Raw genomic sequence first — 26,228 nt, forward strand, 5'->3', positions numbered from 1 at the left:
GGGATGTGGCAGTCTGGGCCCGGCCTACTGGGTGCCGCTGTGACCCGTGCCTCGCGTCGGACGTATCCGCGTGCTGCGCACCGGATTCCTCCGACGCCGCCGGCACCAGCGCCCCTTCCCCGGGCGCTCGGTTCGGGTCCGCCGACTCCTGCGCCGCCTCGGCCCGCTCCTCGCGGGAAACAGGGCCCTCGGGCCCTCCCCGACAGGCAGTGAGGTCCAACTCGCCCTCTGCCCCGGCGTCCATGCCGGAAGAGGCTTCGCCTGTTCCGGCGCCCGCACCAGAGCCGTCCTGGTCCGCCGAGTCCGCAGTCGCGCTTGGTGTCGCCGCGCCACCACGTCCCGGCACGTACGCGTGAGGGGCGGGAACGGCGGCGTGCCCGGCTGCGGCGGACTGGTCCCCAGCTGCCCTCGCGCCTTCGCCACAGAGCGTTTCACGCGGTCCGTCCCCCCAACCGGACTCCGCGCTCTGCCCTTTTCGGTCATCATTCGCCCCCTCTTCCGCTCGCTCCCCCGTAGCCCCTACTCCTGGGTCGGCCGGCCGAAGCGCGTCGGACACTCGGCCGTCCGCCCTTTCCAACACACCCGGCCGTGAGCCGTCCCCAGCATCACCGATCTCATTCTTCAGTTGATGCACGAGAATTCCGTGCCGGTATGCCGACTCCCCCACCGCCGCGCAGTCGCTTCCGTAGACCGACACTCGGCTCCCCCCTTCACACACCACTTCAACAGCCGCCCGTCCTCTGCTGATTCGCTCCGCACTCCTGGCCTCCTGGGAGAGGACCGCCGCGAACCGTTCCGCGTGCGGCGTCCGCACTGCCACCCGTGGGCGGAGTCTGGTGCGGGAGAAGTCGGCGGCCTCCTGATCGGCCACCAACCTCCCGTCGTCGATGGACACCACCCGGTCGGCGATCCGTGCGGCTTCCTTCGGATCCCGCGCGGTGACGAGCACCAACCCGCCATGCTCCGCGTAACTCCTCAGCAGGCCCTGCAACCAGCTCGCCTCCCGGAGTGACAACCCCTGCGTCGGTTGGTCCAGAACCAGCGTGTGCGGGTCCCCCAGCAGCGCCGCCGCCATCCCCAGCCGCCGGTCCATCCCGAGCGAGAAGTCACCCAGCCGCTGGTCGGCAAGGCCGCTGAGACCGACCACTTCCAACACCTCGTCCGCCCGCTCGATCGGTACCCCGGCGACGGCCGTAAGCATCCGCAGATGCCGTCGCGCGGTCCGTGCAGGGTGCCCCGGCACGTCCCCGAGCAGCACGCCGATCTCCCGAGCCGGATGCGGAATCCGCTGCACCGGCCGGCCTCTGAAGAGCGCGACCCCGCGCCCGGGAAGGAGTTGCAGCATCAGCCGCAGCGCCTCGCTCTTGCCCGAACCCGTCGGCCCCAGCAATACAGTGACCTCGCCCGAGCGAGCCTCGAACGTGAGGTCGTCAACCTGCGGCTGGCGCTTGCGCCGGGCCGTGCTGGTGAGTCCGATGGCCTGAATCATCGCTTCTCCCACAGAACGCGTGGCGGACGCATCTCTGCAAGATAACGCGATATTTCCGACTTTCCAGGCAACCCCGCTCGGACGAGCCCCGCCCGGTCAAGCAGTTCGCCGCCGAGAACCGCCGTTACGCCTCCGGCCGCAGCATGGGCGGATTGAGAACAGTGGCCTCTCCGGTACGGAAGCGCTGCGCAGGCCGCCCTCCCTGGCGGGTCGTCGTCCCGCCGGTCGGCACCAGGAAGCCAGGCGTCCCCGTCACTTTCCTGTGGAAGTTCCGCGGGTCGAGCGCCACGCCCCACACAGCTTCATACACCCGGCGCAGCTCCCCCACGGTGAACTCGGGCGGGCAGAAAGCGGTGGCGAGCGAGGAATATTCGATCTTGGATCGCGCCCTCTCCACGCCGTCCTGCAGGATCTGTCCGTGATCGAAGGCCAGTGACGCCTGCTGTTCGGCATCGCGTCCCAGCCCTTCCGGCGCATCGAGAAGGGTGTCCGACGGCGACCATCGGGCGCTGCGCGCGTCCCCACCCGCGACGGGCGAGGGCAGATCGGGTGCGAGCACGAGATACGCCACGCTGACCACCCGCATCCGGGGGTCCCGCTGCGGCGCACCGTACGTGGCCAGCTGTTCGAGGTGAGCTCCGCCTCGATGCCCCTCGCACGCCTGGGAGCGCAGCCCGGTTTCCTCGGCGAGTTCTCGCGAGGCTGCGGCCTCCAAGCCCTCATCGTCCCGCACGAACCCGCCGGGCAGCGCCCACCTGCCCTGATACGGAGGCTCCCCGCGGCGCACGACCAGGGACCACAGCGCGTCCTTGCGCACAGTGAGCACCACGAGGTCGACGGTGACGGCAAAGGGCGGGAAGGCCGATGGATCATAGGGCATGGCGCGATCATAGTCGTCTTCCTGACGATAAACAGGCTGTTCAACAGCACCCGCCTCGCCCGCCACCTGTTGGTCCGAGACCGGCGAGCGCGACGAGAGCGACGGTCAGGAGGTGGCGTCCGTGGAGGCATCCGGCTCTCCCCCTTCCCCACCCTCCTGTAGGCCTGGGCGCTCCCCTCGCAGGCAACGGCGCACCTGGCCGGGATCGAGGCCTTCGTTGCACGCCTGGTGCAAGAGCTGCGCGAACAGATAATCGGGGTCGGTTCGAAGAGCGAGCCCCAGAGCGACACGGGCTGTCGGCACATCGCCGTCCGCCCAAGCGACCCAGCCCGCCAGTGTGAGCAGGGACGCCGAATAAATCCTGTAGGGCCCTGTGCAGCGGCGGGCCAACGCCCGCCACAGACGGAGAGCGGGAGCAGAGTCCACCCCCTCCATCCACTCCGCCGCCTGGTCCCGCGTATCACGGTCCTGCATGCCGAGGATCGCCGTCGCACATTCTTCGTGACCGAGCAAGCCGTCGTCGTGCGCATCCTCGCTCGTCCACGTCGCCACAGGCGGCGTGCAACGCTGGAAGCGCTCCATCAGATGCCCGAGCAGCGCCAAGGTCTCGGCGCGCACCCGCTCCCGGTCGTCGTCCTTGAGCATGCGAGGGGTCAGCCGCAGACTCGCGGTGTCCAGCGTCCGCTTCTGCTCATCGGCGAACGGAGGCCCGAGAGGGATCAGCCGCTGCTCCATCTCGCGAAGCGAGCCGTGCATAGGCATACCGGCGTAGGCGGCAGCGGCGGCCATGACCGAAGTGCCCGTACGCGCCAGCGGGACGCCTTCCGGTGGGCAGCAGCGCTGATCGGGGCAGCAGTAGGAGTAGTACCTCCCCTCCGAGAGGCAGAGAGCCTCGTAGACGGGCATGTCACGCTCTCCGCAGGCGAGACGCAGATCCTTGACGAGCGGGCGCAGCCGTTCCATGACCTCCCTGCCGCTGTGGCCCTCACCCGGCTCCTGACAAAGGAAGACCAAAGCGCCGTCGGGTCGGGCTCCTCGCGCCTGCGAGCTGGCGTCGAGGCACTCCGCTACCTGCGGGGCGAGAGCTGCCCGGCCGCCCTCAGTGTCCGGAATGCCGATCCGGAGCCGGCCGCCGAAGCGGCCCCGCTCGCCGTGCAACGCGACGACGACGAGAGAGTCGTCGGGATAGAAGCCGAGAAGGTACGGCAGGGCCTCGGCCAGCTCGGCCGGCTCGCGAAGAGAGACGCTGAGCCGTCCGGCCCCGGAGGCGGTGGGCTCCTCGCCTCGTGCTGCGTGGTCGTGATGTGTCATGCGTCGACCGTGACGGAGGACCGGGATCCGAGGTCGGGAGTTATCCACAGATGTAAGAAGTCATCGTCTTTTCATACTAATCGTGAGTTATCCACAGGCCGGTTCCTCGGACACCTTGCGCATCGGGTTGCATGGACGCATGAGCGACACACAGCTGCGACGAGACGCCGACGCGGTGCTGGCCCATCTCGTCGGCGACCGAGAAGGCACGGCCAAACTCCGACCGGACCAGTGGCGGGCCATCGAGGCGCTGGTGGCGGAGCACAAACGAGCACTGGTGGTACAGCGCACGGGTTGGGGCAAATCAGCCGTGTACTTCGTGGCGACGGCTCTCCTGCGCAAGAGGGGATCGGGGCCGACGGTGATCGTTTCCCCACTGCTGGCCCTGATGCGCAACCAGGTGGAGGCAGCCGCGCGAGCCGGAATCCACGCGCGCACGATCAACTCTGCGAACCCCGAGGAGTGGCGTGCGATCGAGTCGGAGGTGGGCCTCGGAGAGGTCGACGTGCTGCTGGTCAGCCCCGAGCGCCTCAACAATCCGGATTTCCGGGACAACGTGCTTCCGAGCCTGACCGCTTCCACCGGCCTCCTGGTCGTGGACGAAGCACACTGCATCTCCGACTGGGGCCACGACTTCCGCCCCGACTACCGCAGGCTGCGCACCATGCTCGCCGAGTTGCCGCCCGGCGTTCCCGTGCTCGCGACAACCGCCACGGCCAACGCACGTGTCACAGCCGATGTGGCCGAACAGCTCGGCACGGGAGGTGCCGGCCAAGACGGGGGCACACCGGCCGGCTCGGCACCCGCGCTGGTGCTTCGCGGTCCGCTCGACAGGGAGAGCCTGAGCCTCAGTGTGCTGCGCTTGCCGGACGCTGCGCACCGGCTCGCCTGGCTGGGAGAACACCTCTCCTCTCTGCCGGGCTCGGGCATCATCTACACCCTGACGGTGGCCGCCGCGGAGGAGGTCACGGCCTTCCTCCGCCAGTGCGGACACGAGGTGTCCTCCTACACCGGCAGAACGGAGAACGCGGACCGGGAAGCCGCCGAGGCCGACCTCCTCGCCAACCGCGTGAAGGCTTTGGTCGCGACGTCAGCCCTGGGCATGGGCTTCGACAAACCCGACCTGGGCTTCGTCGTCCATCTCGGTTCCCCCTCCTCCCCTATCGCCTACTACCAGCAGGTGGGCCGCGCCGGCCGCGGCGTGGAACACGCGGAGGTGCTCCTGCTGCCCGGTCAGGAGGACGAAGCGATCTGGCGGTACTTCGCCTCGCTCGCCTTTCCTGCCGAGGAGCAGGTGCGACGAACGCTCGACGTGCTCGCTGCCTCGGACGGCCCGATGTCCCTGCCCGCTCTGGAGCCCCGCGTCGAGCTGCGCAGGTCACGGCTGGAGATGATGCTGAAGGTTCTCGATGTGGACGGTGCGGTGCGGCGGGTCAAAGGTGGCTGGGTAGCCACTGGGGCGCCGTGGCGGTACGAGACCGACCGGTACGAGTGGGTGGAGCGCCAGCGGCTGGCCGAGCAGCGCGCGATGCGCGACTACGCCCAGACGACCGACTGCCGGATGGAGTTCCTGCGCCGAGAGCTCGACGACGACAAGGCAGCTCCCTGCGGCAGGTGTGACAACTGTGCCGGCGCCCGGTTCAGCACGGCGGTCGATGAGGCCTCGGTCGTAGCTGCCAAGGGTGAACTGCGGAGGCCAGGGGTTCGAGTCGAACCCCGTCGGATGTGGCCGACCGGTATGCCGTCGGTTGGCATGGATCTCAAGGGCCGCATCCCAGCCCAGCAGCAAGCGGCACCCGGGCGGGCGCTCGGGCGGCTCTCCGACATCGGCTGGGGGAACAGACTGCGGCCGCTGCTGTCCGAGCAAGCAGGGGACGGCCCCGTACCCGACGACGTGCTGCAGGGTGCGGTGACCGTGCTCGCGGACTGGGCGAAGGCACCAGGTGGCTGGGCAACGGAGGGGGCGGAAGCATTGGAGCGTCCCGCGGGGATCGTGGCCATCGAGTCCCGCACCCGGCCACAACTTGTGCGGTCGTTCGCGGAGCGGATCGCCGACATCGGCCGCATGCCGCTCTTGGGGGCGGTGGCCTGCGCCGACGAGTTCGGGCTGCTCAACGGCCCGCGGAGCAACGGAGCCCAGCGCCTGCGTGCGGTGCATGACGCGCTCACGGTGCCACCTGAGCTGGCCGCGTCCCTGGCCGCCGTAGACGGGCCGGTGCTTCTGATCGACGACTACACCGACACGGGCTGGACCCTCACCGTGGCAGCCCGGATGCTCCGGGAGGCCGGGGCCAAGGAGGTGCTGCCGCTGGTTTTGGCAGCGCAGTGAAAGGGGCTTTCGCCCTCTCCTCCGGTCGGGTATCCGCGAGGGGAGAAGCCGAGCAGGCAGGCGGACGCGCCCTGCCGACTCGTCGAAGACAGCACCGTCCCTCACTCGTTCGAGGAAAGGAGGCACAGGAGGGGAGACAGGAGGCTCAGCGGGAATAAGGGGAGAGACAGCCGCAGGAGGCCCGGTGGTGCGCTCCGTGTTCGTCGCCGCCCCGCCCAGCGCTACAGAGGGGAACAGCACGAGCGGAGGAGAAAGGGTGACCTTCGGTTCTGCTTCAGCGTCCGGTGCGGGTCCTGGTTGCGGCTCTGCGCCGCGTGCCCGCCGCGTGGTGCGGCTCGCGGAGTGGGTGGCTGCCATCACCCCGCTGCCGGAAGATCCGCAGGCTTTGGTGGACGGGTTGTACACACGTCACCTTCCACACCCGCCGACCACCGTACTGGGGGTGCTGGGGCATGACGAACGGCTTGTCGCCAGCGCGTCGTTCAGCCTGGAGCCCTCCCAGCCGGACGGGTGGGAATACCGCAATGCGCTGCTGGATCGGCTTCGCCGGATCACCCCGCACGACTTGCGCCGCCGGGTCCCCGCCCGCACCGCGGTGCTGCTGTGCACTCGGTTCGGGGAGTCCGGTTGGACCGCGGTGGACGGTGCCTGGATGTGGGGGCTGCGCGACGCCTGCACGCTCCATGGCTTGCGCTGCGGGGCGTACATCACGCTGACGTCGTCCGGGTGGCGGATACTCGGGGCGCACCGCAGCGGCCGGTTGCCCAGTGCCGCGTCAGCGTTGGGGCTTTTCGGCGACTGTTCCGGCGCGGCGTGAAGCCGGCGGAGCCCGCGGTCCGCCGCTCCGCTTCGCAGTCCCGGCGACCCCGTGGCCGTGAGCACTCCCGCAGGCGAAGGCCGGAGGCCCGTGGCCAGGAGCGGCGGGGCGAGCGGGGTCAGAGCAAGGCGCGCAGTCGCTCGGGATCGCCGCAGACGATGAGCTTGTCGGTGGCCTTTTCCAGGGCGGCGGGCAGTGCGGCGGCGGCCTCCGTGTCGGTGCCTCCGTTCACGGCCAGCAGCACGACGGGACGCTGACTGGTGCGGGAGACAGAGGAGGCGTGAGCACAGAAGACGTCTTCGGCGACGGCGAGTTGGCGCCAGTAGGCGTCTTCTCCGAAGGAGAGCTCATGCTCTGCCCAGGGATGTAGAGCACCGGTGGTCAGCAACAGGATCTCTCCGGGTGCGCGGCCCTCGTCGAGGAGCTTGTCGACGGTTTCGTCGGCGATCTCTACGGCGGTGGCGTCGCTCGCGGCGACCAGTTGGATCTGAGCCGTGCCGGGACTGGACGGTGTCTTCGCTCCGGGCTGACCGGACGGGGCGCCCGGACGGGGCCCACCGGGACGGCCGGGGGTGCTGGGGCCCTTGCTGTCCGTGCGCGGCGGTGCGGGGCGCGGGGCAGGACGCGGACCCGGGAGGGGGTTCGCGGTGCGTGGTGCCTGTGGTGTTCGGGACGCTCCCGCGGAAGTGCGGGTGTCCGGGACGCTCTCGTAAATCTGTGACTCCTCGGGAGTGAGAGGCATGGGATGTTGTCTATCAAATGCAAGAAACAGCAGTGTCAGCGGGTTCGGCATGCCGGGCTATTCCCGGATCGGGACCGCGCTTCGTGACGGAGCCGCCCTGCGGCGGGATTCAGAAGAGACCGATCTGTTCCGCTGGCTCGCTCCGGTTGCGCTTGAGGTGCTTCCAACGGGTCAGGGCGTCCATGTAGGCCCAGGACAGCCGATGGTGTGGGGTGGGGCCGATCTTCTCCAGGGCCGCCTTGTGGACAGGCGACGGATAGCCCGCGTTGTCCTGGAAGGCGAACTCCTCGTGTTCAGGGGCGAGTTCGGCCATGAGCGCGTCCCGGCGCACCTTGGCGATGACCGAGGCGGCGGCGACAGCGACACACGACTGATCGCCCTTGATGACGGTGCGGACTTGCCAGGGCGCTCCGAGATAGTCGTGCTTGCCGTCGAGGATCACGGCGTGGGGGCGCTCGGGCAGGCCGTCCAGTGCGCGGACGGCGGCGAGCCGGAGGGCGGCGGTCATGCCGTGGTCGTCGATCTCCTCCGGGGTGGAGTGACCGAGGGAGTAGGCGGTGACCCAGTTGACCAGTTCCTCGGCCAGCTCGCTGCGGCGTGGCTCGGGGATGAGTTTGGAGTCGGTCAGGCCGACTGGAGCGCGGCGAAGGCCTGTGATCGCGGCGCAGACCGTGACGGGACCGGCCCATGCTCCGCGACCGACCTCGTCCACTCCAGCAACGATCTTGGCACCCGTGGTGGCGCGGATCGAGCGCTCGACGCGATGGGTTGGGGACTCGTACGGCATGGCAATACCAAGCGTATCCGCTGGGGGCGCGGCCAGTTCACGGGACTCCCGTTTTGACGCCGCGAGTAAAGCGGAAAGGAAGTGTCGCTCGCAGAAAGGGACGTATTGGTGACGGAGAGTCCGCGAAATGGGGCGGCGGGGTTCGCCGGCGCGCGTTACCGGGGGTCTCACTCCAGACTTTCCATGAGCCAGTGCGGAAAGCCCTCGGTCCGCTCGTCCCACTCCTCGGGAGGGGCGGCGGCGGGACCAGCAGCCGCCACGATGCCGCCGACGATGGCGCAGGTGGTGTCCACATCCCCTCCGGCGCCGGCGGTGGTCCACACGGCAGTGCGGAAGTCGCCCAGGTGCCGGGCGGCGGCCCACAGAGTGAAGGGCACGGTGTCCTGCGTGCTGGTGCGTCGGCCGCAGCCGAGGACGGCTGCCACCGTGCCGACGTCGGAGTAGTCGAGCAGGTCGATGGCGCGGCGCAGTCCCGCCTGCACGGCGCTCCGGGGAACACGCTCCAGAACTTGGAGCAGGAGGGTTTCGGCGTTGACGGGTGTCGCCGGGCCTCCACCAGTTGTCCGCGGCCCGTGGGTGGGAGGCGCGCCGGCGCGAGCCGTCGACCTCTCGGGCATATGCCCCTCGCAGGCCGGTCCCGCGGCTGCGACCTGGCTCTCGGATCCGGTGCCGGGGCCAGTGCCGTGGGCCGGGCGCGAGGCGGAGGCGGAGGCGGAAGGGGTGGCCGAGGCCGGGCGGTCGTGGCCGTCGGCAGCGACGAGCGCCGCGGCGGCGGCGACGGCTCGGGTGCCCGCGACGGCCTCCGGGTGCCGGTGGGTGACCTCGGCGGAGCGTGCGGCTTCGTCGGCCGCCCGGTCGGGGTCGTCGGCGAACCAAGCACCCAGCGGGGCCACGCGCATGGCGCCGCCGTTGCCCCAGGAACCCTGTCCGTCGAAGAGGGAGGAGGCCAGCTCGCGCCAGTCACCGCCCTCCTGGCGGATGAGGCGCAGCATCCTGTTCACCGCGGGGCCGTAGCCGCGGTCGAAGTCGTGGTTGGTCGCGAAGGAGGTGGCCAACGCATTCTGGTCTGCGCTTCCGTGCCTGGCGAGCACAGCCACCAGGGAGGCCGCCATCTCGGTGTCGTCGGTCCACTGCCACCGCCCCGGTGGCAGCTCGCGGCGCCGGAGGAAGGGGAGATTGCCGGGTACGAAGAACTGGGAACCCAGGGCGTCGCCGACGGCCAGGCCCCGCAGGCTGGCGAGGGAGCGGGAGACCCGCTCGACGGCTGCGGGATCGGGAATTCGATCGCTCATGTCCCGTTGATGCTAGCCGAAACTCCCGTAGGGGCGAGGTGTTTGCCAGCGCTCGAAGGGCCGGTCGAGGTGGTAGCGGCCCTCCGGCCCGAGGAGGAGGGTGCGCATCTCACCGTTGCGGGGGTTGGAGAGGCACTCGAACTCCTCCACGGTCCAGTGGAACCAGCGCATGCAGAACAGCCGCATGGTGAGCCCATGGGTGACCAGCAGAACGTTGGGAGGATTGTCGTGGGCTTCGAAGCTGCGCCACAGGCTTTCGAGGAAGGCGCCGACGCGGTCATAGACGTCGGCACCGGATTCACCCTGGGCGAAGCGGTAGAAGAAGTGCCCGTAGGCGTCGCGGTACTTCTTCTGCTGCCGCACGTCCTGACGGTCCTGCCAGTTGCCCCAGTCCTGCTCGCGCAGCCGGGGCTCTTCGCGGACCCGCATCTGGGTAGGACCCATGCCGAGCGCGGCGAGGGTTTCGCGAGTGCGACGGTAGGGCGACACGTAGGCGGAGACGCGTTCGCCGTCGAACAGCTCGCGCAGTTGCTTGCCGGCCTCATCGGCCTGCTGCGTGCCGCGTTCGGTCAGTGGCAGTGCGTGATCGGGCACGCGTTCGTAAATGCTGTCGTCGGAGTTTCCTTCCGACTCTCCGTGGCGGAGGAGGACGATACGACGTGGACGCGCCATGGGCACCACCCTAGGCCAGTCGGTTCCAGGTCAGACGGCCGGACGACAGTACGTTCAGACAGTCCAGGCGGGCTCGAGGTCGATGACGTCACCGGCGACGTGCGTGACGTCGGCGCCGGTCTGGGCCCGCAGCGCCAAGCGCTCGACCCGCTCGACCCGGTATTTTCCGTACTCGGCGTTGGAGTCCCACATGGAAAGCACGAGGAACTCGTCCTCTGCGTTCGCTTGCGCGAATACTCCGCGCAACATGCCGGGAGAGCCCGCCATGGCCGGGTTCCACACCTTTTCCTGCATCAGCGTGTAGTGCTCGATCCGGTCGGGTCGCACCCGGCAGTGGGCCACGCGCAGCAGGTCGGCGTCGGTGAACACCGGACGGAAGCCGGTTTTGACGTCGAACCGGTACTCGAAGAGCCTGACCTGCATTTCTCTGTAGGTGCCGACCTGCGAGGCGTGCAAACGGTCGTGGGAGCGGGCCATGAAGGAGTCGTAGAAGGCGCGGCTCTCCCAGAATCCGAAGAGGTGGACGACACCGCTCCTGGCTCGGCTCCACCCGCCGCCCTGGCCACGGAAACCCGGCTCTCCGAGCAGCCCGGCCCATTTCCGCTGTGCCCGTGCGAAGCCCGGGCGGTCGACGACGGTGCAGCGCATCCACTTGACCAGCACCGCGCCATCGTACGGCCATCTCAGCGACCCCCGTTCCCGACAGCGGCGTCCCGGCATCCGTCTCGCACACCGGCCATGTGGCACCGGTCACCGGCCACGGGCACCGGGCACCGGGCACCGGCTTGTGACCCCTGCCCGGCTCGTGGCGCGCCAGACGGTCCCGCCTCGTCACGCGCGGAGGCGGGGGACGGCGCCGTGGCCGTCCCCCGCCTCGCTCTCGCGTGGTCCTCCCCGCTCGCGAGCGGGGTTTTCCTCAGGGCTTAGCTGCAGCCGCTGGTCGAGCCGCAGCCCTCGCACAGGTAGCAGCTGCCCGCACGGCGCATCTTGGTGCCGCAGGAGAAGCACAGCGGAGCGTCCGCGTTCAGGCCGAGCTGCATCTCCAGCAGCTCTGTGGAGTTGTGGGCCTCCCTCGGCGCCGGGGCGGGGGCCTCCGACTCGGCCACCGTGCGCGGCGCGTCCTTGCTGTCGGTGGCCTCCTCGTGCGAGGAGGCCGGCGCCCCCTGTTCGGCCTTCGGGGCCGACTGGGCCAAGGCGTCAGCGTCGAACTCTTCCTCGTTCGCCTCGTAGGAGCCCGTCTCCAGGTGCCGCTGGCGCTCGGCGGCCGAGTGGATGCCGAGTGCCGACCGCGTCTCGAACGGCAGGAAGTCCAGCGCCAGGCGGCGGAAGATGTAGTCGACGATCGACTGCGCCATCCGCACATCGGTGTCGTCCGTCATACCGGCCGGCTCGAAGCGCATGTTGGTGAACTTCGAGACGTAGGTCTCCAGCGGCACGCCGTACTGGAGGCCGACGGAGACGGCGATGGAGAAGGCGTCCATCATGCCCGCGAGGGTCGAGCCCTGCTTGGACATCTTGAGGAAGACCTCACCCAGGCCGTCGTCCGGGTAGGAGTTGGCCGTCATGTAGCCCTCGGCGCCGCCCACCGTGAAGGAGGTGGTGATGCCGGGACGCCCCTTGGGCAGCCGGCGGCGGACCGGACGGTACTCGACGACCTTCTCCGGCTCGGGGGCCTCGGCCTTCGTCTCCTCCTTGGCCTTGGCCGACAGCGGCTGGCCGACCTTGCTGTTCTCGACGTAGACGGCCAGCGCCTTGGTGCCGAGCTTCCAGCCCTGGAGGTAGATCTCCTCGACGTCCTCGACCGTGCTGCTCGCGGGCATGTTCACGGTCTTGGAGATGGCGCCCGAGAGGAACGGCTGGGCAGCCGCCATCATGCGGACGTGGCCCATCGGCGAGATGGAGCGCTCGCCCATGGCGCAGTCGAAGACCTCGTAGTGTTCGGGGCGCAGGCTCGGCGCGTCCACGACGTTGCCGTGCTCGGCGATGTGCTCGACGATCGCCTCGATCTGCTCGGGCTGGTAGCCGAGGCGCTTGAGGGCCTTGGGGACCGTGTTGTTCACGATCTGCATCGAGCCGCCGCCGACGAGCTTCTTGAACTTGACCAGGGCCAGGTCGGGCTCGACTCCGGTGGTGTCGCAGTCCATCATCAGGCCGATGGTGCCGGTGGGGGCCAGCACGGAGGCCTGGGCATTGCGGAAACCGTTCTTCTTGCCGAGCCGCAGCACGTCCTGCCACGCCTCGGTGGCCGCCGCCCACACCGGGGTGTCCAGATCGTCCATGCGCGTGGCGACATCGTTGGCGTCGCTGTGCTGCTTCATCACGCGGTTGTGCGCGTCGGCGTTGCGGGCGTAGCCCTCGTACGGGCCGACGACCGCCGCGATCTCGGCGGAGCGCTTGTAGGAGGTGCCGGTCATCAGCGAGGTGATGGCACCGGCCAGCGCGCGGCCACCGTCGCTGTCGTAGGCGTGTCCTGTGGCCATCAGCAGGGCACCGAGGTTGGCGTAGCCGATGCCGAGCTGGCGGAAGGCGCGGGTGGTCTCGCCGATCTTCTCGGTCGGGAAGTCGGCGAAGCAGATGGAGATGTCCATCGCCGTGATGACCAGCTCGGTGACCTTGGCGAAGCGCTCCGCGTCGAACGACTGGTTGCCCTTGTCGTCGTCGCGCAGGAACTTCATGAGGTTGAGCGAGGCGAGGTTGCACGAGGAGTTGTCCAGGTGCATGTACTCGCTGCACGGGTTGGAGGCGGTGATGCGACCGGTCTCCGGCGAGGTGTGCCAGTGGTTGATGGTGTCGTCGTACTGGATGCCGGGGTCGGCGCAGACGTGGGCGGCTTCGGCCATCTTGCGGAAGAGCTGCTTGGCGTCCACCTCCTCGACGGGCTCGCCGGTCATCCGGCCGCGCAGCTCGAACTTCGAGCCGGACTCGACGGCCTTCATGAACGCGTCGTTGACACGCACCGAGTTGTTGGCGTTCTGGTACTGGACGGAGGTGATGTCGTCTCCGCCCAGGTCCATGTCGAAGCCCGCGTCGCGCAGGGCGCGGATCTTCTCCTCCTCCTTCACCTTGGTGTCGATGAAGGCCTCGACGTCGGGGTGGTCGACGTCGAGGACGACCATCTTGGCGGCCCGGCGGGTGGCGCCGCCCGACTTGATGGTGCCGGCGGAGGCGTCGGCGCCGCGCATGAAGGAGACGGGGCCCGAAGCGTTGCCGCCGGAGGAGAGGAGCTCCTTGGAGGAGCGGATGCGGGAGAGGTTCAGGCCGGCGCCGGAGCCTCCCTTGAAGATCATCCCCTCTTCCTTGTACCAGTCCAGGATCGACTCCATGGAGTCGTCGACGGACAGGATGAAGCAGGCGCTGACCTGCTGCGGCTGCTTGGTGCCGACGTTGAACCACACCGGGGAGTTGAAGGCGAAGATCTGGTGCAGCACGGCGTAGGCCAGCTCGTGCTCGAAGATCTCCGCGTCCGCGGGAGAGGCGAAGTACCCGTTGTCCTCGCCGGCGGCCCGGTAGGTCTTCACCACCCGGTCGATCAGCTGCCTGAGGCTGTTCTCCCGCTGGGGCGTGCCCACAGCGCCCCGGAAGTACTTGCTGGTGACGATGTTGACCGCGTTCACCGACCAGAAGTCGGGGAACTCGACGCCACGCTGCTCGAAGTTGATCGAGCCGTCGCGCCAGTTGGTCATGACGACGTCGCGGCGCTCCCAGGTGACCTCGTCATAGGGGTGCACGCCGGGGGTCGTGTGGACGCGCTCGATGCGCAGCCCCTTGTTCGCCTTGCTGCTGCCCTTCGCGCGGGAGCCGCGTGCCGGGCCGCTCGTCGTCTCTGTCATTCCGCCTCCCTGTATGGGGCATAACGCCCCAACATGCCCCGGTTCTTCCCCGAGAACTGTGCCTGTCTGGTGACCCGGACACGGTGCGTGCCCAGGCCAGGTCTCTGTGATGTGCCGGGTTCCCCCGGCCTGTCGCCGGCCTCGCTCCGGCTCCGCCGACCCCGCACACGGGCGGTGCCGGGGGCGCCGCTCAGTCGGCGGCGGCTGACGCGGGGGTGCCGTCGGCCCCGCGGGCCCCAGCTCCGTCCCCGCCGGGCTGCTCGCCTGTCACCTCGCCGGCACCACCGGCCCCACCGGCACCATCGGCCCCCTCGGCCTGCTCGCCGTGGTCGGCCGGGGGCCCGTCGTTCGACCGGGACCCGGGGACGGGAGCGGATGGGTGCGCCTCACGCAGGTCGACTATGGCCGCCTCGAAGTCCTCCAGCGACTCGAAGGCCTTGTAGACGGAGGCGAAGCGCAGGTAGGCGACCAAGTCGAGGTCCTGGAGGGGACCGAGTATGGCCAGTCCGACGTCGTGCGTGGACAGCTCCGCGCTCCCGGTGGCCCGGACGGCCTCCTCGACCTTCTGCCCCAACTGGGCGAGGGCGTCCTCGGTGACAGGGCGGCCTTGGCAGGCCTTACGGACGCCGGCGATCACCTTGTCCCTGCTGAACGGCTCGGTGACACCGCTCCGCTTGATTACCGTGAGTGATGCGTTCTCCACGGTGGTGAAGCGCCGGGAGCAGTGGGGACACTGGCGACGCCGCCTGATGGCCGCACCGTCGTCGGCCGTACGACTGTCGACCACGCGACTGTCGGGATGCCGGCAGAAGGGACAGCGCATCGTTTCCACCCTCCCAGGGCCCTGGCGAACCCCTTACCGTGCATGACAGAACACGCCTGGGCACCCCCGTCACAGGGGCCCCTCGACGGGCCACCAGCATAGGCCAAGCCTCCCGGCGTGAGCACCCGGGGACCACAACTTGTGGTGGCGTGCGCTCATCAAACCACTAGATCTGGTAGCCGCTGGCGGAAGGTGACTCACACGCGTGTCGCCCTCGGCGCGGGCCACGAGCCTACGTGAGGCAGGGCGGCGGGCAGGCCCCGGGGCACGCCTGCGAGACTGTGGGGAACGTCGGCGGCACCTCGGCGGCACGGCTGCGGATCGCGCCGTGCGGCGTCGGCCTGTGACAGGGCGGCGTCGACCGATCAAGGGCGCAACCCAGCGCCCGGACGGCGCCTCGGACGGTCACATCGACAGCAAATAGTTACAGAGAGCGACTAGCGGCGACAGGGCACAGCGCTGCCCCTGCGCCGTCCGGCGTCCCGACATACGGCCGCCATACGCGAAGCCGTCGTCCAGTCGGGCGCCGTAGAGTCGGCCGTCGGACAGTCGGACGCCGGGCAGCCGGAGGAACCGGACAGCCGGCAGGCGGGCAGCGGCGGGGAGCCGGGGACTCACGCGGTTCCGTGAGCCACCGCCTCGCACGGAAGTCCGGAGCACGGAAAGACGGGAGAGAAAGGCGCGCACGGATTCCGGAAGGGTCTGCGAAACCCGACGGTACGAGCGACGCGCGACTTATACACCTCTGGCGCCGAAGGAGTCCGGAGAACTGCGGAATTTCACTCGAACGTGTGTTTGGCGCAACCTTTCGAAACCAACTACCGTTGTCCGGCTAGGGAGAACTTCTCGAGAGGGGCCGACGTGACCACGACCGCTGACAGCGCCACCATCACCTCCCAGAACCGCTCAGCTCAAGCAATGGACGAAATGCAGCCGGTGAACGAGTCCGCGAACGCGGAGGGCCAGGAAGAACAACCTGCCAAGCGCTCGCTTCCCGGTCGACCTCCAGGCATTCGAGCCGACAGTTCGGGACTCACCGACCGGCAGCGCCGGGTGATCGAGGTGATCCGTGACTCGGTCCAGCGACGCGGTTATCCGCCGTCCATGCGGGAGATCGGCCAGGCAGTCGGGCTCTCCAGCACCTCCTCGGTGGCACACCAGCTGATGGCTCTGGAGCGCAAGGGCTTCCTGCGCCGCGACCCGCACCGGCCCCGCGCCTACGAGGTGCGCGGCTCGGACACGCCCAGCGCGGCGCAGGCCGCGACCGACACCGCGGGCAAGCCGTCGGCCTCATACGTCCCGCTCGTCGGCCGCATCGCCGCGGGCGGGCCGATTCTCGCGGAGGAGTCGGTCGAGGACGTCTTCCCGCTGCCGCGTCAACTCGTCGGTGACGGTGAGCTGTTCGTCCTGAAGGTCATCGGGGACTCGATGATCGAGGCCGCCATCTGCGACGGCGACTGGGTCACCGTCCGCCGCCAGCCGGTCGCCGAGAACGGCGACATCGTCGCGGCGATGCTCGACGGGGAGGCGACCGTCAAACGCTTCAAGCGCGAGGACGGGCACGTGTGGCTGCTGCCGCACAACTCCTCGTACCAGCCGATCCCGGGTGACGACGCGACCATCCTCGGCAAGGTCGTCGCCGTACTCCGGAGGGTCTGAGCCCGCTGGCAGGCCTTGGGCGCTGTCGGGCACGCGGCATCGCGCTCGCGGCGTCGCTGCACGGAAACATCTCGATACGGGACGGCCTGCGGGCCGCAGGCTCACGGGCCGCTGGTCTCCTCCGCACGGACCGGCGGCCCGCCGTCGTGCATCGTCGGCCCCACGCGGCCGGCTCCGGCCGCGCTCCTGCGATACCGGAGCCGACCGCTCCGCGCTGCCGACCGCATTCGACCGGTGCCGCCCGCCCCCGCTGTCACGGTCGGTCGGACCTGTCACGCCTCGTCAGTCGCGGTCACCCGCGGCTTCGTCGGCCGCGGTCTTCCTCGGTCGCAGTCGGCCTTCCTCGATCCCAGCCGGCCTTCCTCGATCCCAGCCGGCCTTCGTCGGTCGCGGTCACCCGCGTTTCGCTGCCTCGTCGATGGCGGCGAGGGAGCGGCGGGCCTGGTTGCGGTCCGTCGTGTACCAGAAGTCAGGCATGGAGGCGCGCAGGAACCCCCCGTAACGGGCGCGCTCCAGTCGCGGGTCGAGGACCGCGACGACGCCCCGGTCCCCCGTCGCCCGCACGAGCCGGCCCGCGCCCTGCGCCATGAGCAGCGCAGCGTGCGTGGCGGCGACCGCCATGAAGCCGTTGCCCCCCGCCTCCTCGACCGCCTTCTGGCGGGCGCTCATCAGCGGGTCGTCGGGGCGCGGGAACGGCACCCGGTCCATGACCACCAACTGGCAGTTCGGACCCGGAACGTCGACGCCCTGCCACAGCGACAAAGTGCCGAACAGACAGGTCTCGGCGTCCTCCGCGAACCGCCGGATGAGCTCTCCCAGCGTCTCCTCGCCCTGGAGAAGGATCGGCAGACCCAGGCGTCCGCGCAGCTCCTCGGCGGCTGTTCTGGCGGCGCGCATGGAGGAGAACAGCCCGAGGGTGCGGCCGCCCGCCGCCTCGACCAGCTCCGTCAGCTCGTCCAGCATGTCGGTGCGCTGGGGCTCGCGGCCGGGGTTGGCCAGGTGCTTGGCGACGTAGAGGATGCCCTGCTTGCGGTAGTCGAACGGGGAGCCGACGTCCAGGCCCTTCCACGGGGGCGTCTCGGCGGCAGCGTCGCCCTCCTCGTCCCCGAGTCCTTCCGGGGCCAGGCCGAGGGAGGCACCGACGCCGTTGAAGTCCCCACCCAGCTTGAGCGTCGCGGAGGTGAGGATGACGGACCGGTCGGCGAACAGCTTCTCGCGCAGTAGGCCGGACACCGACAGCGGCGCCACCCGTAGCGACGCTCCGTAGCGCTCATGACGCTCGTACCAGATGACGTCGTACTCCGACCCCTCCAGAATGCGTTCAGCGACGTCGTGGACGTTCTCGACGGAGGCCTTGGCCTGTTTGCGGACCGCGTCCTCGTCCTGCACCGACTTGTCCCGCGTGTTGCCCAGTGCGCTCAGGCACGTCCGACCGGCGTCACGCAGCGCCATCAGCGCGTACTGGAGATCCTCGGGGACCGTCTCCAGCCGCCCGGGAAGCGCCAGCTCCATGAGCCGCTCGAAGGTCTCGGCCGCCGTCTGGAGCTGGTCGGCCGCCTTCTCGTCCACCAGCTTGGCGACGCGGCGCATCGCACGGTTGACCGCGCCGGGCGTGAGCTCGCCGGTGGCCACACCTGTGACCCGGGAAACCAGCTCGTGCGCCTCGTCGACGATCAGCACCTCGTGGCCAGGCAGCACAGGGGCGCCCTCGATGGCGTCGATGGCCAGCAGCGCGTGGTTGGTGACGATCACCTCGGCGAGCTTGGCACGCTCGCGAGCCGCCTCCGCGAAGCACTCGGCGCCGTAGGCGCACTTGCTCGCCCCCAGGCACTCCCGCGAGGACACCGACACCTGGGCCCACGCACGATCGGAGACGCCCGGCTTGAGGTCGTCCCGGTCACCCGTCTCCGTCTCGTCCGACCAGTCGCGCAGCCGCAGCAGATCCTTGCCCAGCTTGGAGGTGGGGGTCGCGCTCTCGAACGGGTCGAAGAGCCCGTCCTCCTCTTCCTGCGGGACACCCTCGTGCATGCGGTGCAGGCACAGATAGTTCGAGCGGCCCTTGAGCATGGCGAACTCGGGCCGGCGGCGCAGCTGCGGGTGCAGCGCCTCGACAGTGCGCGGCAGATCCCGCTCGACGAGCTGGCGCTGGAGTGCGAGCGTCGCGGTGGCGACCACGACGCGTTCTCCGTGCGCGAGCGCGGGCACCAGATAGCCGAGGGACTTGCCGGTGCCGGTGCCCGCCTGCACGAGGAGGTGGCGACCGGCGTCGACAGCCTCGGCGACGGCCTCGGCCATAGCGGCCTGACCTGGGCGTTCGGTGCCCTTCACGGCATCGACGGCGGCCTGGAGGAGTTCGGTGACGGCGGGCTTGCTCATAGACCCGACACCTTACGCGGCGCCACCGACACTCCGCTCGGCGCCAACCGCGCACACACCATGTCCCCGCGATCGCTTCGGCACCGCCAGAGCGCGTCACGGCACCGTCCACCTCCACCTCCACCTCCACCTCCACCTGCATCACGGTCCGGGACCGCCGGCCTCGGGCGGGGCCGGAGCGCCGCCCTGGGGCCGGCCGCGCTCAGTGCAGGGGGTTGCGCACCGTCCCGTACACCGCGGCGTGCGGTCGCTCGGAGCGGTCGCGGTAGCCGTCCGTGTGCAGTCGGTTGCGGTTGAGGCAGAGCCGCTCGATACGCGGGGTCAGCAGGTCGAAGGTTTCGAAGCGGGACTTCAGCTTGGGAAAGCGCTCCTGGTAGCGATCGATTTCCGCCCGGACGAGTGACCAGAACGCCCCTTCGGTCACGCCGAGTTGGGCTTCGCACAAGGGGGCGAGGTAACGGAAGACGCCGACGAAGAGCGCGGAGTGGATGAACTGGGTGAGGAATGTGGGCGGCTCGCTCAGCAGGACCTCGCGCACCTCCGTCGGCATGGAGTCGAACTCCGGTACCGGCTCGGCGCTCACATTGACGTCGTCGACGAAATCCTTGATCGCCAGTCGCACGGGGACGTCCCGTTCGTCGAAGACGACGATCGCGTTCTCCCCATGCGGCGAGAAGACGGTGCCGTAGCGGTAGAGGAAGTGCAGCAGCGGGGGCAGCAGCGCGGCGAACAGATGCGTGAGCCACACGCGGGGTTCCAGACCGGAACGGCTGACCAGTTCCGCGGTGAGGGAGCGGCCGTGCATGTCGGCATGGATCAAGGAGGCCAGCGTTCTGGCGCGCTCTCCCGGGGCGAGGCTGGGAATGAGGGGCTCGCGCCAGATGCAGCCCAGCAGTTCGCGGTATTGGTACGGCGCCTGGGCCAGCGCGTCGTACACCGGATGCGCGACCGCCACGGAGGCGACCTCTCCCAGCAGGATCACCCGGCATTCCTCGGCGAGGAAGGCGTCCCTTTCGCACAGCCCCTGCACCCAGCCCGTGACGGACGGCGCGGCGAGCGTGCGCTCGGTGGGCAGGCCCCGCCACACCAGTGTGTTGAGGATGGCGAGCGGCAGTTTCACGGTGTGCCGGTCCGGTCTGCTCGTGTTGAGGAAGGTGCGGATCGACTGCTGGGGCAGCCGCAGGTCGCCGTCGGTGGGGAGCGGGACGATCTGCTGGGCGGCCAGCTGCGGAGCGAACAGCGGAGCAATGGTTTCGTCCCACTGCCACGGGTGGACGGGCATGCACAGGTAGTCCTCCGGTGCCAGATCGCGGGAGCGCAGGCGCTGATGGAAGGCGGCGATCGTCTCGCCGCTCAGTTCGCGTGCGTACAGCCGGTGCGCGTCGGCCAGCCGGGGGACGCCCCGGTACGCGGCCAGGCTCCGGTGCACCGCGATCCACGGGAGGAGCCGGGCGGTGCGGGCCTCCGGTGCCCAGCGGCCGGTGTCGGGAGCGGAGAACCCGATCCGGCCCTTGTTGGCGACCAGCCAGGGGTGCCCGGTCATGTGGCCTTCCAGCTCGGCGTAGCCGAGGTCGGCCAGTTCCGCGGCGGGCAGTTCGGAGGCCAGCAGCCCGGCGTCGGCGGTGAGTGTGGCGGTCAGTTCGCGGATGTAGTGGCTGGTGGTCTCGCCGGTCAGTCCAAGCAGGTCCCGGGCGCGGGAGACGAAGCCCAGGGGGCTCACCTCGGGCTCCAGTGAGGCGGGGTCGACACTCCAGTGACCGTAGGCGCCCCTGCGGGCACGGAAGCGGACGGTCAGGTCGTCGTCCACCGCGAGGGTGTAGGAACCGGGCGGCGCGTCGGTCGCGGGCCGTGGCTGGAGGATCTCCTCGTAGGAGAACTCGGCGAGCATCTTGGCGAGAAGCCGTCGACAGGCACGGTGCCAGTGTTCGGGCCCAGCGTCGAGACCCGCGGGGACGGCTAGCGGGGTCACATCCGAGGAAGAGGGGACAGAGGATTGTCGGGACACGGGAGTTGCTCCTTGAGGGAAGCGAGGACGAGTAGAGCGGGAACGGATGAGCGAGGGTGGTGTGGGGGGTGGGAGGGAGACGAGATGCGCGGATACGCGGATACGGCCGGGCCGCTCGCGGCGGCTGCCAACGGATGCCGGAGGCGGGTGCGAAGGGGTTCGCGCCGCTCGGTCCGGCTCGGAGGGGTCAGCGCCGCGGAAGGGCTCTGTGGAGGACACACAGCGCCGTCGCCGTGCACTGGAGGGAGGTCCAGGAGCCGGACGCGTCCTCTCAGAGCACGTGACGCAGCGCGCGGTCCCGCACCATCAGGGCCGCGCGCTTGGTGGGGAGCTGCACCTCGTCGCTGTACCGGAAGCCCGCGCCGAGAAAGGCGGCGATGGAGGGGACGTTGCGTACGTCGGGTTCCGCGAGCACGCGTGCGCAGCGGGGACGCTGCGCCAGGACGAGATCGGCCACCGTGCGCAGCAGCACCGTGCCAAGTCCCCTCCCCCGGTGCGCCACTCCCCCGATGAGCAGGTGCAGCCCGGTGTCGTGCGGGCGAGTGCGGCAGTGGCGGGCGAGCGGGTCGAGGTCCGCGCGGTAGAGCTCCCAGTAGCTCATGGGGGTACCGTCGAGTACGCCCAGACACGGAACGCTGCGGCCGTCACCCTCCAGCTGGGGGCGCAGGTGCGCCTCGGTGACGTGTTCGGGCCCCGCCAGCTCCCAGAAGGCCGCCACTGTCGGGTCATTCATCCACGCGGACACTAGGGGCAGGTCCCGCGGGAGTCGGACGGGAACGAGCTGGAACCGCCCTGCCCCGGTGACGGCCGCGGGCCAGCCGGCGGGCGTGTCGAGCAGGTCGTCCCCCGGCGAGGTGCCGGAAGCGCGCCGCGTCCTCGCGGCGCGTGGCACGGCCGGAGCGTGGTCGTGCACGTGACCGCGGTCCTGCACGTGGCCGCGGTCGTGCATGTGGCCGCGGTCCTGCACGAGGCCGCGGTCCTGCACGAGGCCGCGGTCCTGCACGTGGCCGCGGTCCTGCACGTGGCCGCCCTCACGGACGGATGCGCGGAACGGGGCGTGCGTCCGGTCGTAGGCCTCGCGCTGGGCGATCAGTTCGGGCCACTCCTGGGGGAGTTCGAGGTCGAGAGTGTCCTCGGCATCATGGTCGCTCAGGACGACTGAGTCCTCGTCGCTGCTGGGAGAGCCGGTCTCCGCCGCGCCGACGGTGTCGGCGCCCGGGTCACCGCCGGCACAGGTGGTGCCGGCGAGAGGTGCGGAGCCCGGCTGGGGGTGCGGCATGGCAACGTCTCCTCTTCTGCGAGGGCCATAGGCCAGGGGGTCACGGGACGAGAGGGTTGTCGAGGGTGACGTACACGGACTGCGAGTCGACGGGACCGACCAGTTCGTCGAGGCCGTGCAGCCGGGTGAGCAGGTTGGCCTTGCAGCGCAGCACCGGAGACTCCAGCAGCAGCGTCGGCAGCCCTGAGGCGGGCTCGTCCCGTGCGGCGCGCCCCAGAAAGCGGCGGAAGGCCGCGAGCAGCAACCGCTCGTCGGCCAGTTGCTGGGATCCGAACGCTCCGATGAGACCGAAGACGTTGTTGATGCCCACGTAGTAGGCGAAGCGTTCGTCGGTGACGTCGTCGGCCACGAACGTGTCACTGGCCACCCCCAGTTCCGCACCTGGCAGACGGCGGGTGAGGGCGTCGCGGTGGGAGACACGGAAGTAGTAGCCCTGGTTGTCCCGGTAGCGTCCGCCTCGCGGCCAGCCGTGTGCGTCCAACAGGACCAGCGTGTTCTGCTGGTGTGCCTCCAGGGCGATCCCCGCGTGTGCGTCCAGCCAGAGGACGGGTCGTACGACGACGTCGAGATACCGCAGGAACCACTCGGTGGCCACCGCGCCCGGAGACCTTCCGGTGCGCTGTGCGAGCGAGGTCACCAGTGCGGCGAGCCGCGAACGCGGGCAGCCCGGCTCACCGTGCGGCCGGGGAACGGGCGCGGTCAGCCCCGCGAGGCAGACGGCTTCCTCCCCCGCGCCGAAGGGGTTGTGCCGGATGACGGTGTCGAAACCGTGCACCCGTCCGTCACCCGGAACGTCCACCCCGAGCCAGGCGGGGTCCCGCACGACGTCGAAACCCGGGTGGGCCGCACGCCAGGCCGCACCGAGTTCGCCGCGGAGAAGCCGGTGCACCTCGATGCCGCGCAGCAGTTCCTTGCGGAGGTTGTCGCGGCGCGAGTTGGTGATGCGCACTCCGAGCGACAGTTTGAGCATCGCCGGGCTGTCCTGTCGGAAGACGGTGCGCACGGAGGAGGTGGGGAACCAGTGTGCGCCGCTCTGTCCGAGGTCGTGCAGCAGGCCTGCGTCCAACAGTGCCCGGACAGCGGCGTCACGCCGCACCTCGCCGGCCTGCCAGGGGTGCAACGGCAGCGGAACGCAGTCCTCCGGGAGTCGTTCGGCCAGCGCCTGCCCGCTCAGACGCCGCGCGAGGTCGGGGGCCGGGACGGGCTTGCCCCGGTCCGTCCAGGCGGAGTCACAGGAGAGCACGGAGCGGTGGGCCGCCATCCAGTGCAGCGGGAAGCTGCCACGTAGCTCGGGTGAGTACATCCGCTCCTCGGTCTCGGACAGACCCTCGCGGCTCTTGGGTGTGGGGTGCAGCGGATGTCCGAAGAGAAGGGCCTGTTCGCCGTCGAGGAACGGGCAGATTCCGGGCGGCGGCGCGGGACGCGCCCTGCGGTCGGCGAGGAACCGCGCGGTGCGCTGGACGGAGTCGGCGACCCGGCCGACGAGCGCTGCCCCCTCCAGCACAGGTGCGCCACTCGACGCGAACGCGCCCTCCGGCGCGGAATCGCCCTCCGGCACGGGCTCATTCCGCGGTGCGGACTGATCCTTCGGCGCGGACTCACCCTCCGGTGCGGACTCATCCTCCGGTGCGCGGGTACCTCCCGACGCAGGCGTATCTCCCGACGGAAGGGCACAGGCACGTCCCTGTTGCCCCGGGACGTGCTCCTCCACAGGGACGTTTCTGTGCCCCTGTGCGGCCTGAGCGCCGTTCCGCTGTGCGGCCTGAGCGCCGTTCCGCCCGGGCGCTCCTTTCTGGCCGGACTCGTCCAGGCCCCCGGCCTCCGTTCGGTTCGCCCCATGAGCCGCCTCTCGTCCCAGGAGCGCGGCGAGAGTGACGGCGTCCAGCGGGGCGGCGTCGGGGGCGCCGTCGAGGTGCGGTGGGTCGAACCGGTGCCAGCCCGCCGGTGACCAGTGCCGTACCGGTACCAGGAGCGCGGTGCCGCTGGCCGGCAGCGGGAGGCGCAGGACCCCGTTCCCGGGGCGGGACAGGCCCGTCTCGCGCACCCAGCAGCGCAGCAGGTTCTCCGACGCTGCCGCGTCGGCGGCCCCGCCCGGGTCACGGCGGTGCAGCGGATCGGGGGCGGCGGGACCGGGCGCGCCAGCACCGGCCGAGCCCGCATCGGCCGAGCCCGCATCGGACAAGTGAGCACCGGGCGAGAGAGCACCGGGCGCGACGGCGTCTGGCGAGGCGGCGTCGGGCGAGGCGGTCGTCGTCGGTTGTCGCCCGGAGGGATCGGCGTTGCTCCGGGGGGCCAGGCCCTCGTGGCGACCGGTACGACGCTCCTGTGGGGGCACCATGGGCTCGATCAGGCGGGTCGGCCTCTTACCGGCCGCGTCCTTCGGGCCGTCGGCTCCGGAGCGCGCGTTCACGGGATCTCCTCAGCTGGTGTCGACTGGGCGCGCTGGGCAGCGAGCCACTGTCCCCCGTACGGGACAACGAAGCGAACGGCGCCCGATCACGGGCGGGTTGAAGATCTCTTTCCGGATGGGCGCGCGACGTGAAGCAGCGGCGGGGCGCAGCGCGGTGCAGCACGCGCCGGGGAACCGCGCACCCTGGTGTGCCCGTCCCGAACAGCACCGGGCATAGTGGGGGCGCCCCACCCGGCTAGGTTCATGACAAGTCAACAGGCACGACGATCCACTTCAGGGGGAGTTTCAGCCATGCCATCGATAGCCAGGCCCGCACGGCGCCGCCCGGCGCTGGCCGCGGCAGCGGTCGCCGCCGTGCTGGCGGTCACCGCGACGGCTTGCGGCCCGGAGGAGGACAAGGCGGACGACAAGCCGAGTGCCGCCGCTTCCGAGACGAAGCCCAGCGGGGACCTCAAGAAGGATCTCGGGCTTCCGGACGACCTCCCCAAGGACCTGCCGACCTCCCTGGACGACCTGAAGAAGTGGAAGAACGGTGCCTGGAAGAACTGGGACAGGGACCGCTGGCTGAAGGAGGCCCAGGACTTCTTCAACCCGATCATCGATGACCTGTGGGACCCGGACCGCATGAAGGACGCGGACGGGAACGACCGCAAGGTCGACGACTCCGACATCGACAACGGTGAGAGCGGCGGCAAGGACGGCACCGGCGAGGACGAGGGGGTCACCGACCCGACGCCTGACCCGGTCAAGGCGGCCGCGGTCAAGACGCCCTACACGCAGGACGACCTGCCCGTCGGCAAGGTCTTCATGGACACCCCCAAGGGCGCCATGGTCTGCTCCGGCGCCGTCGTCAAGGACCCGCGGAACCCGGGCAAGTCCAACCTCGTGGCGACCGCCGGGCACTGCGTCCACGGCGGCGCGGGCAAGGGCTGGTACCGCAACGTCGTCTTCGTGCCGGACTACAACCCGGGTGGCCTGTCGAACGAGCAGCTTTCGAGCGCGTCCAAGAGCGACGTCGCGCCGAAGGGCATCTGGTGGGCCAAGCGCGCCCGCACGACCGACCACTGGATCAAGAACGGTGCGGAGCGCGGCGGCAAGGGCGCCCAGCAGGACTTCGCCGTCTTGCAGGTCCAGCCGGAGGACAAGACGGACAGCACCTCGCTGGAGGAGAAGGCGGGCGGCGCGCTCAAGGCGTCGTTCAGCACCCCGCGCGTGAAGTCCCTCAAGAGCCTGACGGCCGTGGGCTACCCGGCGGCTCCGCCGTTCGACGGCGCGAAGATGTACCGCTGCGCCGACAAGCCCAGCCGCCTCACCATCGACCCGGCGCAGCCGACGATGTACCGCATCGGCTGCACCATGACGGCCGGCTCGTCCGGCGGCCCGTGGCTGGACGCCTCGGGCACCCGGCTGCTGTCGGTGACGTCGATCGGCCCGATCACCGCTGACTGGCTGGCGGGCGCACGTCTGGGCAAGGAAGCCAAGGGCGTCTTCGACGCGATCAGCCGGGAAGGCTGACGGACGCGTGGG

At 70.1% G+C, this 26,228-nt stretch carries 16 protein-coding genes and 2 pseudogenes; 4 read left to right on the forward strand and 14 right to left on the reverse strand.

Annotated features, from left to right (window positions below; genetic code table 11):
• Nucleotides 1-598: 598 nt before the first annotated feature.
• From AB8Z75_RS00780 to AB8Z75_RS00790, 3 genes and pseudogenes are all read right to left on the reverse strand, one after another.
• Nucleotides 599-1,489 (reverse strand): annotated as a pseudogene (locus AB8Z75_RS00780) (ATP-binding cassette domain-containing protein); the annotation flags it as partial.
• Between the two features lie 124 nt (nt 1,490-1,613).
• Nucleotides 1,614-2,369 (reverse strand): NUDIX domain-containing protein, encoded by a 756-nt coding sequence (locus AB8Z75_RS00785; RefSeq protein ID WP_369199380.1) that lies wholly within the window; start codon nt 2,367-2,369, stop codon nt 1,614-1,616.
• 105 nt (nt 2,370-2,474) lie between these two features.
• Nucleotides 2,475-3,680 carry a DUF4192 domain-containing protein gene (locus AB8Z75_RS00790; protein WP_369199349.1) on the reverse strand — a complete coding sequence of 402 codons (1,206 nt, stop codon included), beginning with the start codon at nt 3,678-3,680 and terminating at the stop codon, nt 2,475-2,477.
• A 139-nt stretch (nt 3,681-3,819) separates the two neighbouring features.
• On the opposite strand from AB8Z75_RS00790, the gene AB8Z75_RS00795 reads away from it, so the two are divergent.
• Together AB8Z75_RS00795 and AB8Z75_RS00800 are read left to right on the forward strand one after the other, a co-directional pair.
• Nucleotides 3,820-6,009, forward strand: coding sequence for a DEAD/DEAH box helicase (locus tag AB8Z75_RS00795; protein ID WP_369199350.1), 2,190 nt, complete (start codon nt 3,820-3,822; stop codon nt 6,007-6,009).
• Nucleotides 6,010-6,265: 256 nt separating this feature from the next.
• Nucleotides 6,266-6,787 (forward strand): annotated as a pseudogene (locus AB8Z75_RS00800) (hypothetical protein); the annotation flags it as partial.
• A gap of 157 nt (nt 6,788-6,944) precedes the next feature.
• Here the strand turns inward: AB8Z75_RS00800 and AB8Z75_RS00805 are convergent.
• The 7 genes from AB8Z75_RS00805 to nrdR form a co-directional block, all read right to left on the reverse strand.
• Nucleotides 6,945-7,568: a hypothetical protein gene (locus tag AB8Z75_RS00805; RefSeq protein ID WP_369199351.1), complete on the reverse strand. Its 624-nt coding sequence runs from the start codon at nt 7,566-7,568 to the stop codon at nt 6,945-6,947.
• Between the two features lie 109 nt (nt 7,569-7,677).
• Nucleotides 7,678-8,355 carry a ribonuclease HII gene (locus AB8Z75_RS00810; protein ID WP_369199352.1) on the reverse strand — a complete coding sequence of 226 codons (678 nt, stop codon included), beginning with the start codon at nt 8,353-8,355 and terminating at the stop codon, nt 7,678-7,680.
• A gap of 167 nt (nt 8,356-8,522) precedes the next feature.
• Complete coding sequence (locus AB8Z75_RS00815) at nt 8,523-9,647, reverse strand: ADP-ribosylglycohydrolase family protein (protein ID WP_369199353.1); 1,125 nt, start codon at nt 9,645-9,647, stop codon at nt 8,523-8,525.
• A 12-nt stretch (nt 9,648-9,659) separates the two neighbouring features.
• Nucleotides 9,660-10,319, reverse strand: a complete 660-nt coding sequence (locus AB8Z75_RS00820) for a histidine phosphatase family protein (protein WP_369199354.1) — start codon at nt 10,317-10,319, stop codon at nt 9,660-9,662.
• 54 nt (nt 10,320-10,373) lie between these two features.
• On the reverse strand, nt 10,374-10,982 hold the full coding sequence (locus AB8Z75_RS00825) for a YdbC family protein (protein WP_369199355.1): 609 nt from the start codon (nt 10,980-10,982) through the stop codon (nt 10,374-10,376).
• Between the two features lie 260 nt (nt 10,983-11,242).
• Nucleotides 11,243-14,149, reverse strand: coding sequence for a vitamin B12-dependent ribonucleotide reductase (locus AB8Z75_RS00830; protein ID WP_369199356.1), 2,907 nt, complete (start codon nt 14,147-14,149; stop codon nt 11,243-11,245).
• 190 nt (nt 14,150-14,339) lie between these two features.
• Nucleotides 14,340-14,972, reverse strand: coding sequence for a transcriptional regulator NrdR (nrdR, locus tag AB8Z75_RS00835; protein ID WP_369199357.1), 633 nt, complete (start codon nt 14,970-14,972; stop codon nt 14,340-14,342).
• Nucleotides 14,973-15,833: 861 nt separating this feature from the next.
• On the opposite strand from nrdR, the gene lexA reads away from it, so the two are divergent.
• Nucleotides 15,834-16,631 (forward strand): transcriptional repressor LexA, encoded by a 798-nt coding sequence (gene lexA, locus AB8Z75_RS00840; RefSeq protein ID WP_114019438.1) that lies wholly within the window; start codon nt 15,834-15,836, stop codon nt 16,629-16,631.
• A 393-nt stretch (nt 16,632-17,024) separates the two neighbouring features.
• Here lexA and AB8Z75_RS00845 read toward each other — a convergent pair whose 3' ends face one another.
• The 4 genes from AB8Z75_RS00845 to AB8Z75_RS00860 all read right to left on the reverse strand — a co-directional run bounded on the left by AB8Z75_RS00845 (nt 17,025) and on the right by AB8Z75_RS00860 (nt 24,401).
• Nucleotides 17,025-19,007, reverse strand: a complete 1,983-nt coding sequence (locus tag AB8Z75_RS00845; protein WP_369199358.1) for an ATP-dependent DNA helicase — start codon at nt 19,005-19,007, stop codon at nt 17,025-17,027.
• 202 nt (nt 19,008-19,209) lie between these two features.
• A complete protein-coding gene (locus AB8Z75_RS00850; protein ID WP_369199381.1) occupies nt 19,210-20,976 on the reverse strand; it encodes an IucA/IucC family siderophore biosynthesis protein in 1,767 nt (588 codons plus the stop codon).
• A gap of 307 nt (nt 20,977-21,283) precedes the next feature.
• A complete protein-coding gene (locus AB8Z75_RS00855) occupies nt 21,284-21,961 on the reverse strand; it encodes a GNAT family N-acetyltransferase (RefSeq protein WP_369199382.1) in 678 nt (225 codons plus the stop codon).
• A 370-nt stretch (nt 21,962-22,331) separates the two neighbouring features.
• Nucleotides 22,332-24,401 carry an IucA/IucC family protein gene (locus AB8Z75_RS00860; protein WP_369199383.1) on the reverse strand — a complete coding sequence of 690 codons (2,070 nt, stop codon included), beginning with the start codon at nt 24,399-24,401 and terminating at the stop codon, nt 22,332-22,334.
• A 591-nt stretch (nt 24,402-24,992) separates the two neighbouring features.
• On the opposite strand from AB8Z75_RS00860, the gene AB8Z75_RS00865 reads away from it, so the two are divergent.
• Entirely contained in the window at nt 24,993-26,216 is a 1,224-nt protein-coding gene (locus tag AB8Z75_RS00865; RefSeq protein WP_369199359.1) for a serine protease, read from the forward strand.
• The last annotated feature ends 12 nt before the right edge of the window (nt 26,217-26,228 follow it).

The organism is Streptomyces sp. PU-14G (genome assembly GCF_041028275.1).
Classification (GTDB): Bacteria; Actinomycetota; Actinomycetes; order Streptomycetales; family Streptomycetaceae; genus Streptomyces.

Bases quoted from the DNA above. Each gene is read 5' to 3' on its own strand.
- AB8Z75_RS00785 (WP_369199380.1), bottom strand. From the start codon at position 2,369: ATGCCCTATGATCCATCGGCCTTCCCGCCCTTTGCCGTCACCGTCGAC.
- AB8Z75_RS00790 (WP_369199349.1), bottom strand. From the start codon at position 3,680: ATGACACATCACGACCACGCAGCACGAGGCGAGGAGCCCACCGCCTCC.
- AB8Z75_RS00795 (WP_369199350.1), top strand. From the start codon at position 3,820: ATGAGCGACACACAGCTGCGACGAGACGCCGACGCGGTGCTGGCCCAT.
- AB8Z75_RS00805 (WP_369199351.1), bottom strand. From the start codon at position 7,568: ATGCCTCTCACTCCCGAGGAGTCACAGATTTACGAGAGCGTCCCGGAC.
- AB8Z75_RS00810 (WP_369199352.1), bottom strand. From the start codon at position 8,355: ATGCCGTACGAGTCCCCAACCCATCGCGTCGAGCGCTCGATCCGCGCC.
- AB8Z75_RS00815 (WP_369199353.1), bottom strand. From the start codon at position 9,647: ATGAGCGATCGAATTCCCGATCCCGCAGCCGTCGAGCGGGTCTCCCGC.
- AB8Z75_RS00820 (WP_369199354.1), bottom strand. From the start codon at position 10,319: ATGGCGCGTCCACGTCGTATCGTCCTCCTCCGCCACGGAGAGTCGGAA.
- AB8Z75_RS00830 (WP_369199356.1), bottom strand. From the start codon at position 14,149: ATGACAGAGACGACGAGCGGCCCGGCACGCGGCTCCCGCGCGAAGGGC.
- nrdR (WP_369199357.1), bottom strand. From the start codon at position 14,972: ATGCGCTGTCCCTTCTGCCGGCATCCCGACAGTCGCGTGGTCGACAGT.
- AB8Z75_RS00845 (WP_369199358.1), bottom strand. From the start codon at position 19,007: ATGAGCAAGCCCGCCGTCACCGAACTCCTCCAGGCCGCCGTCGATGCC.
- AB8Z75_RS00855 (WP_369199382.1), bottom strand. From the start codon at position 21,961: ATGCACGACCGCGGCCACGTGCAGGACCGCGGTCACGTGCACGACCAC.
- AB8Z75_RS00865 (WP_369199359.1), top strand. From the start codon at position 24,993: ATGCCATCGATAGCCAGGCCCGCACGGCGCCGCCCGGCGCTGGCCGCG.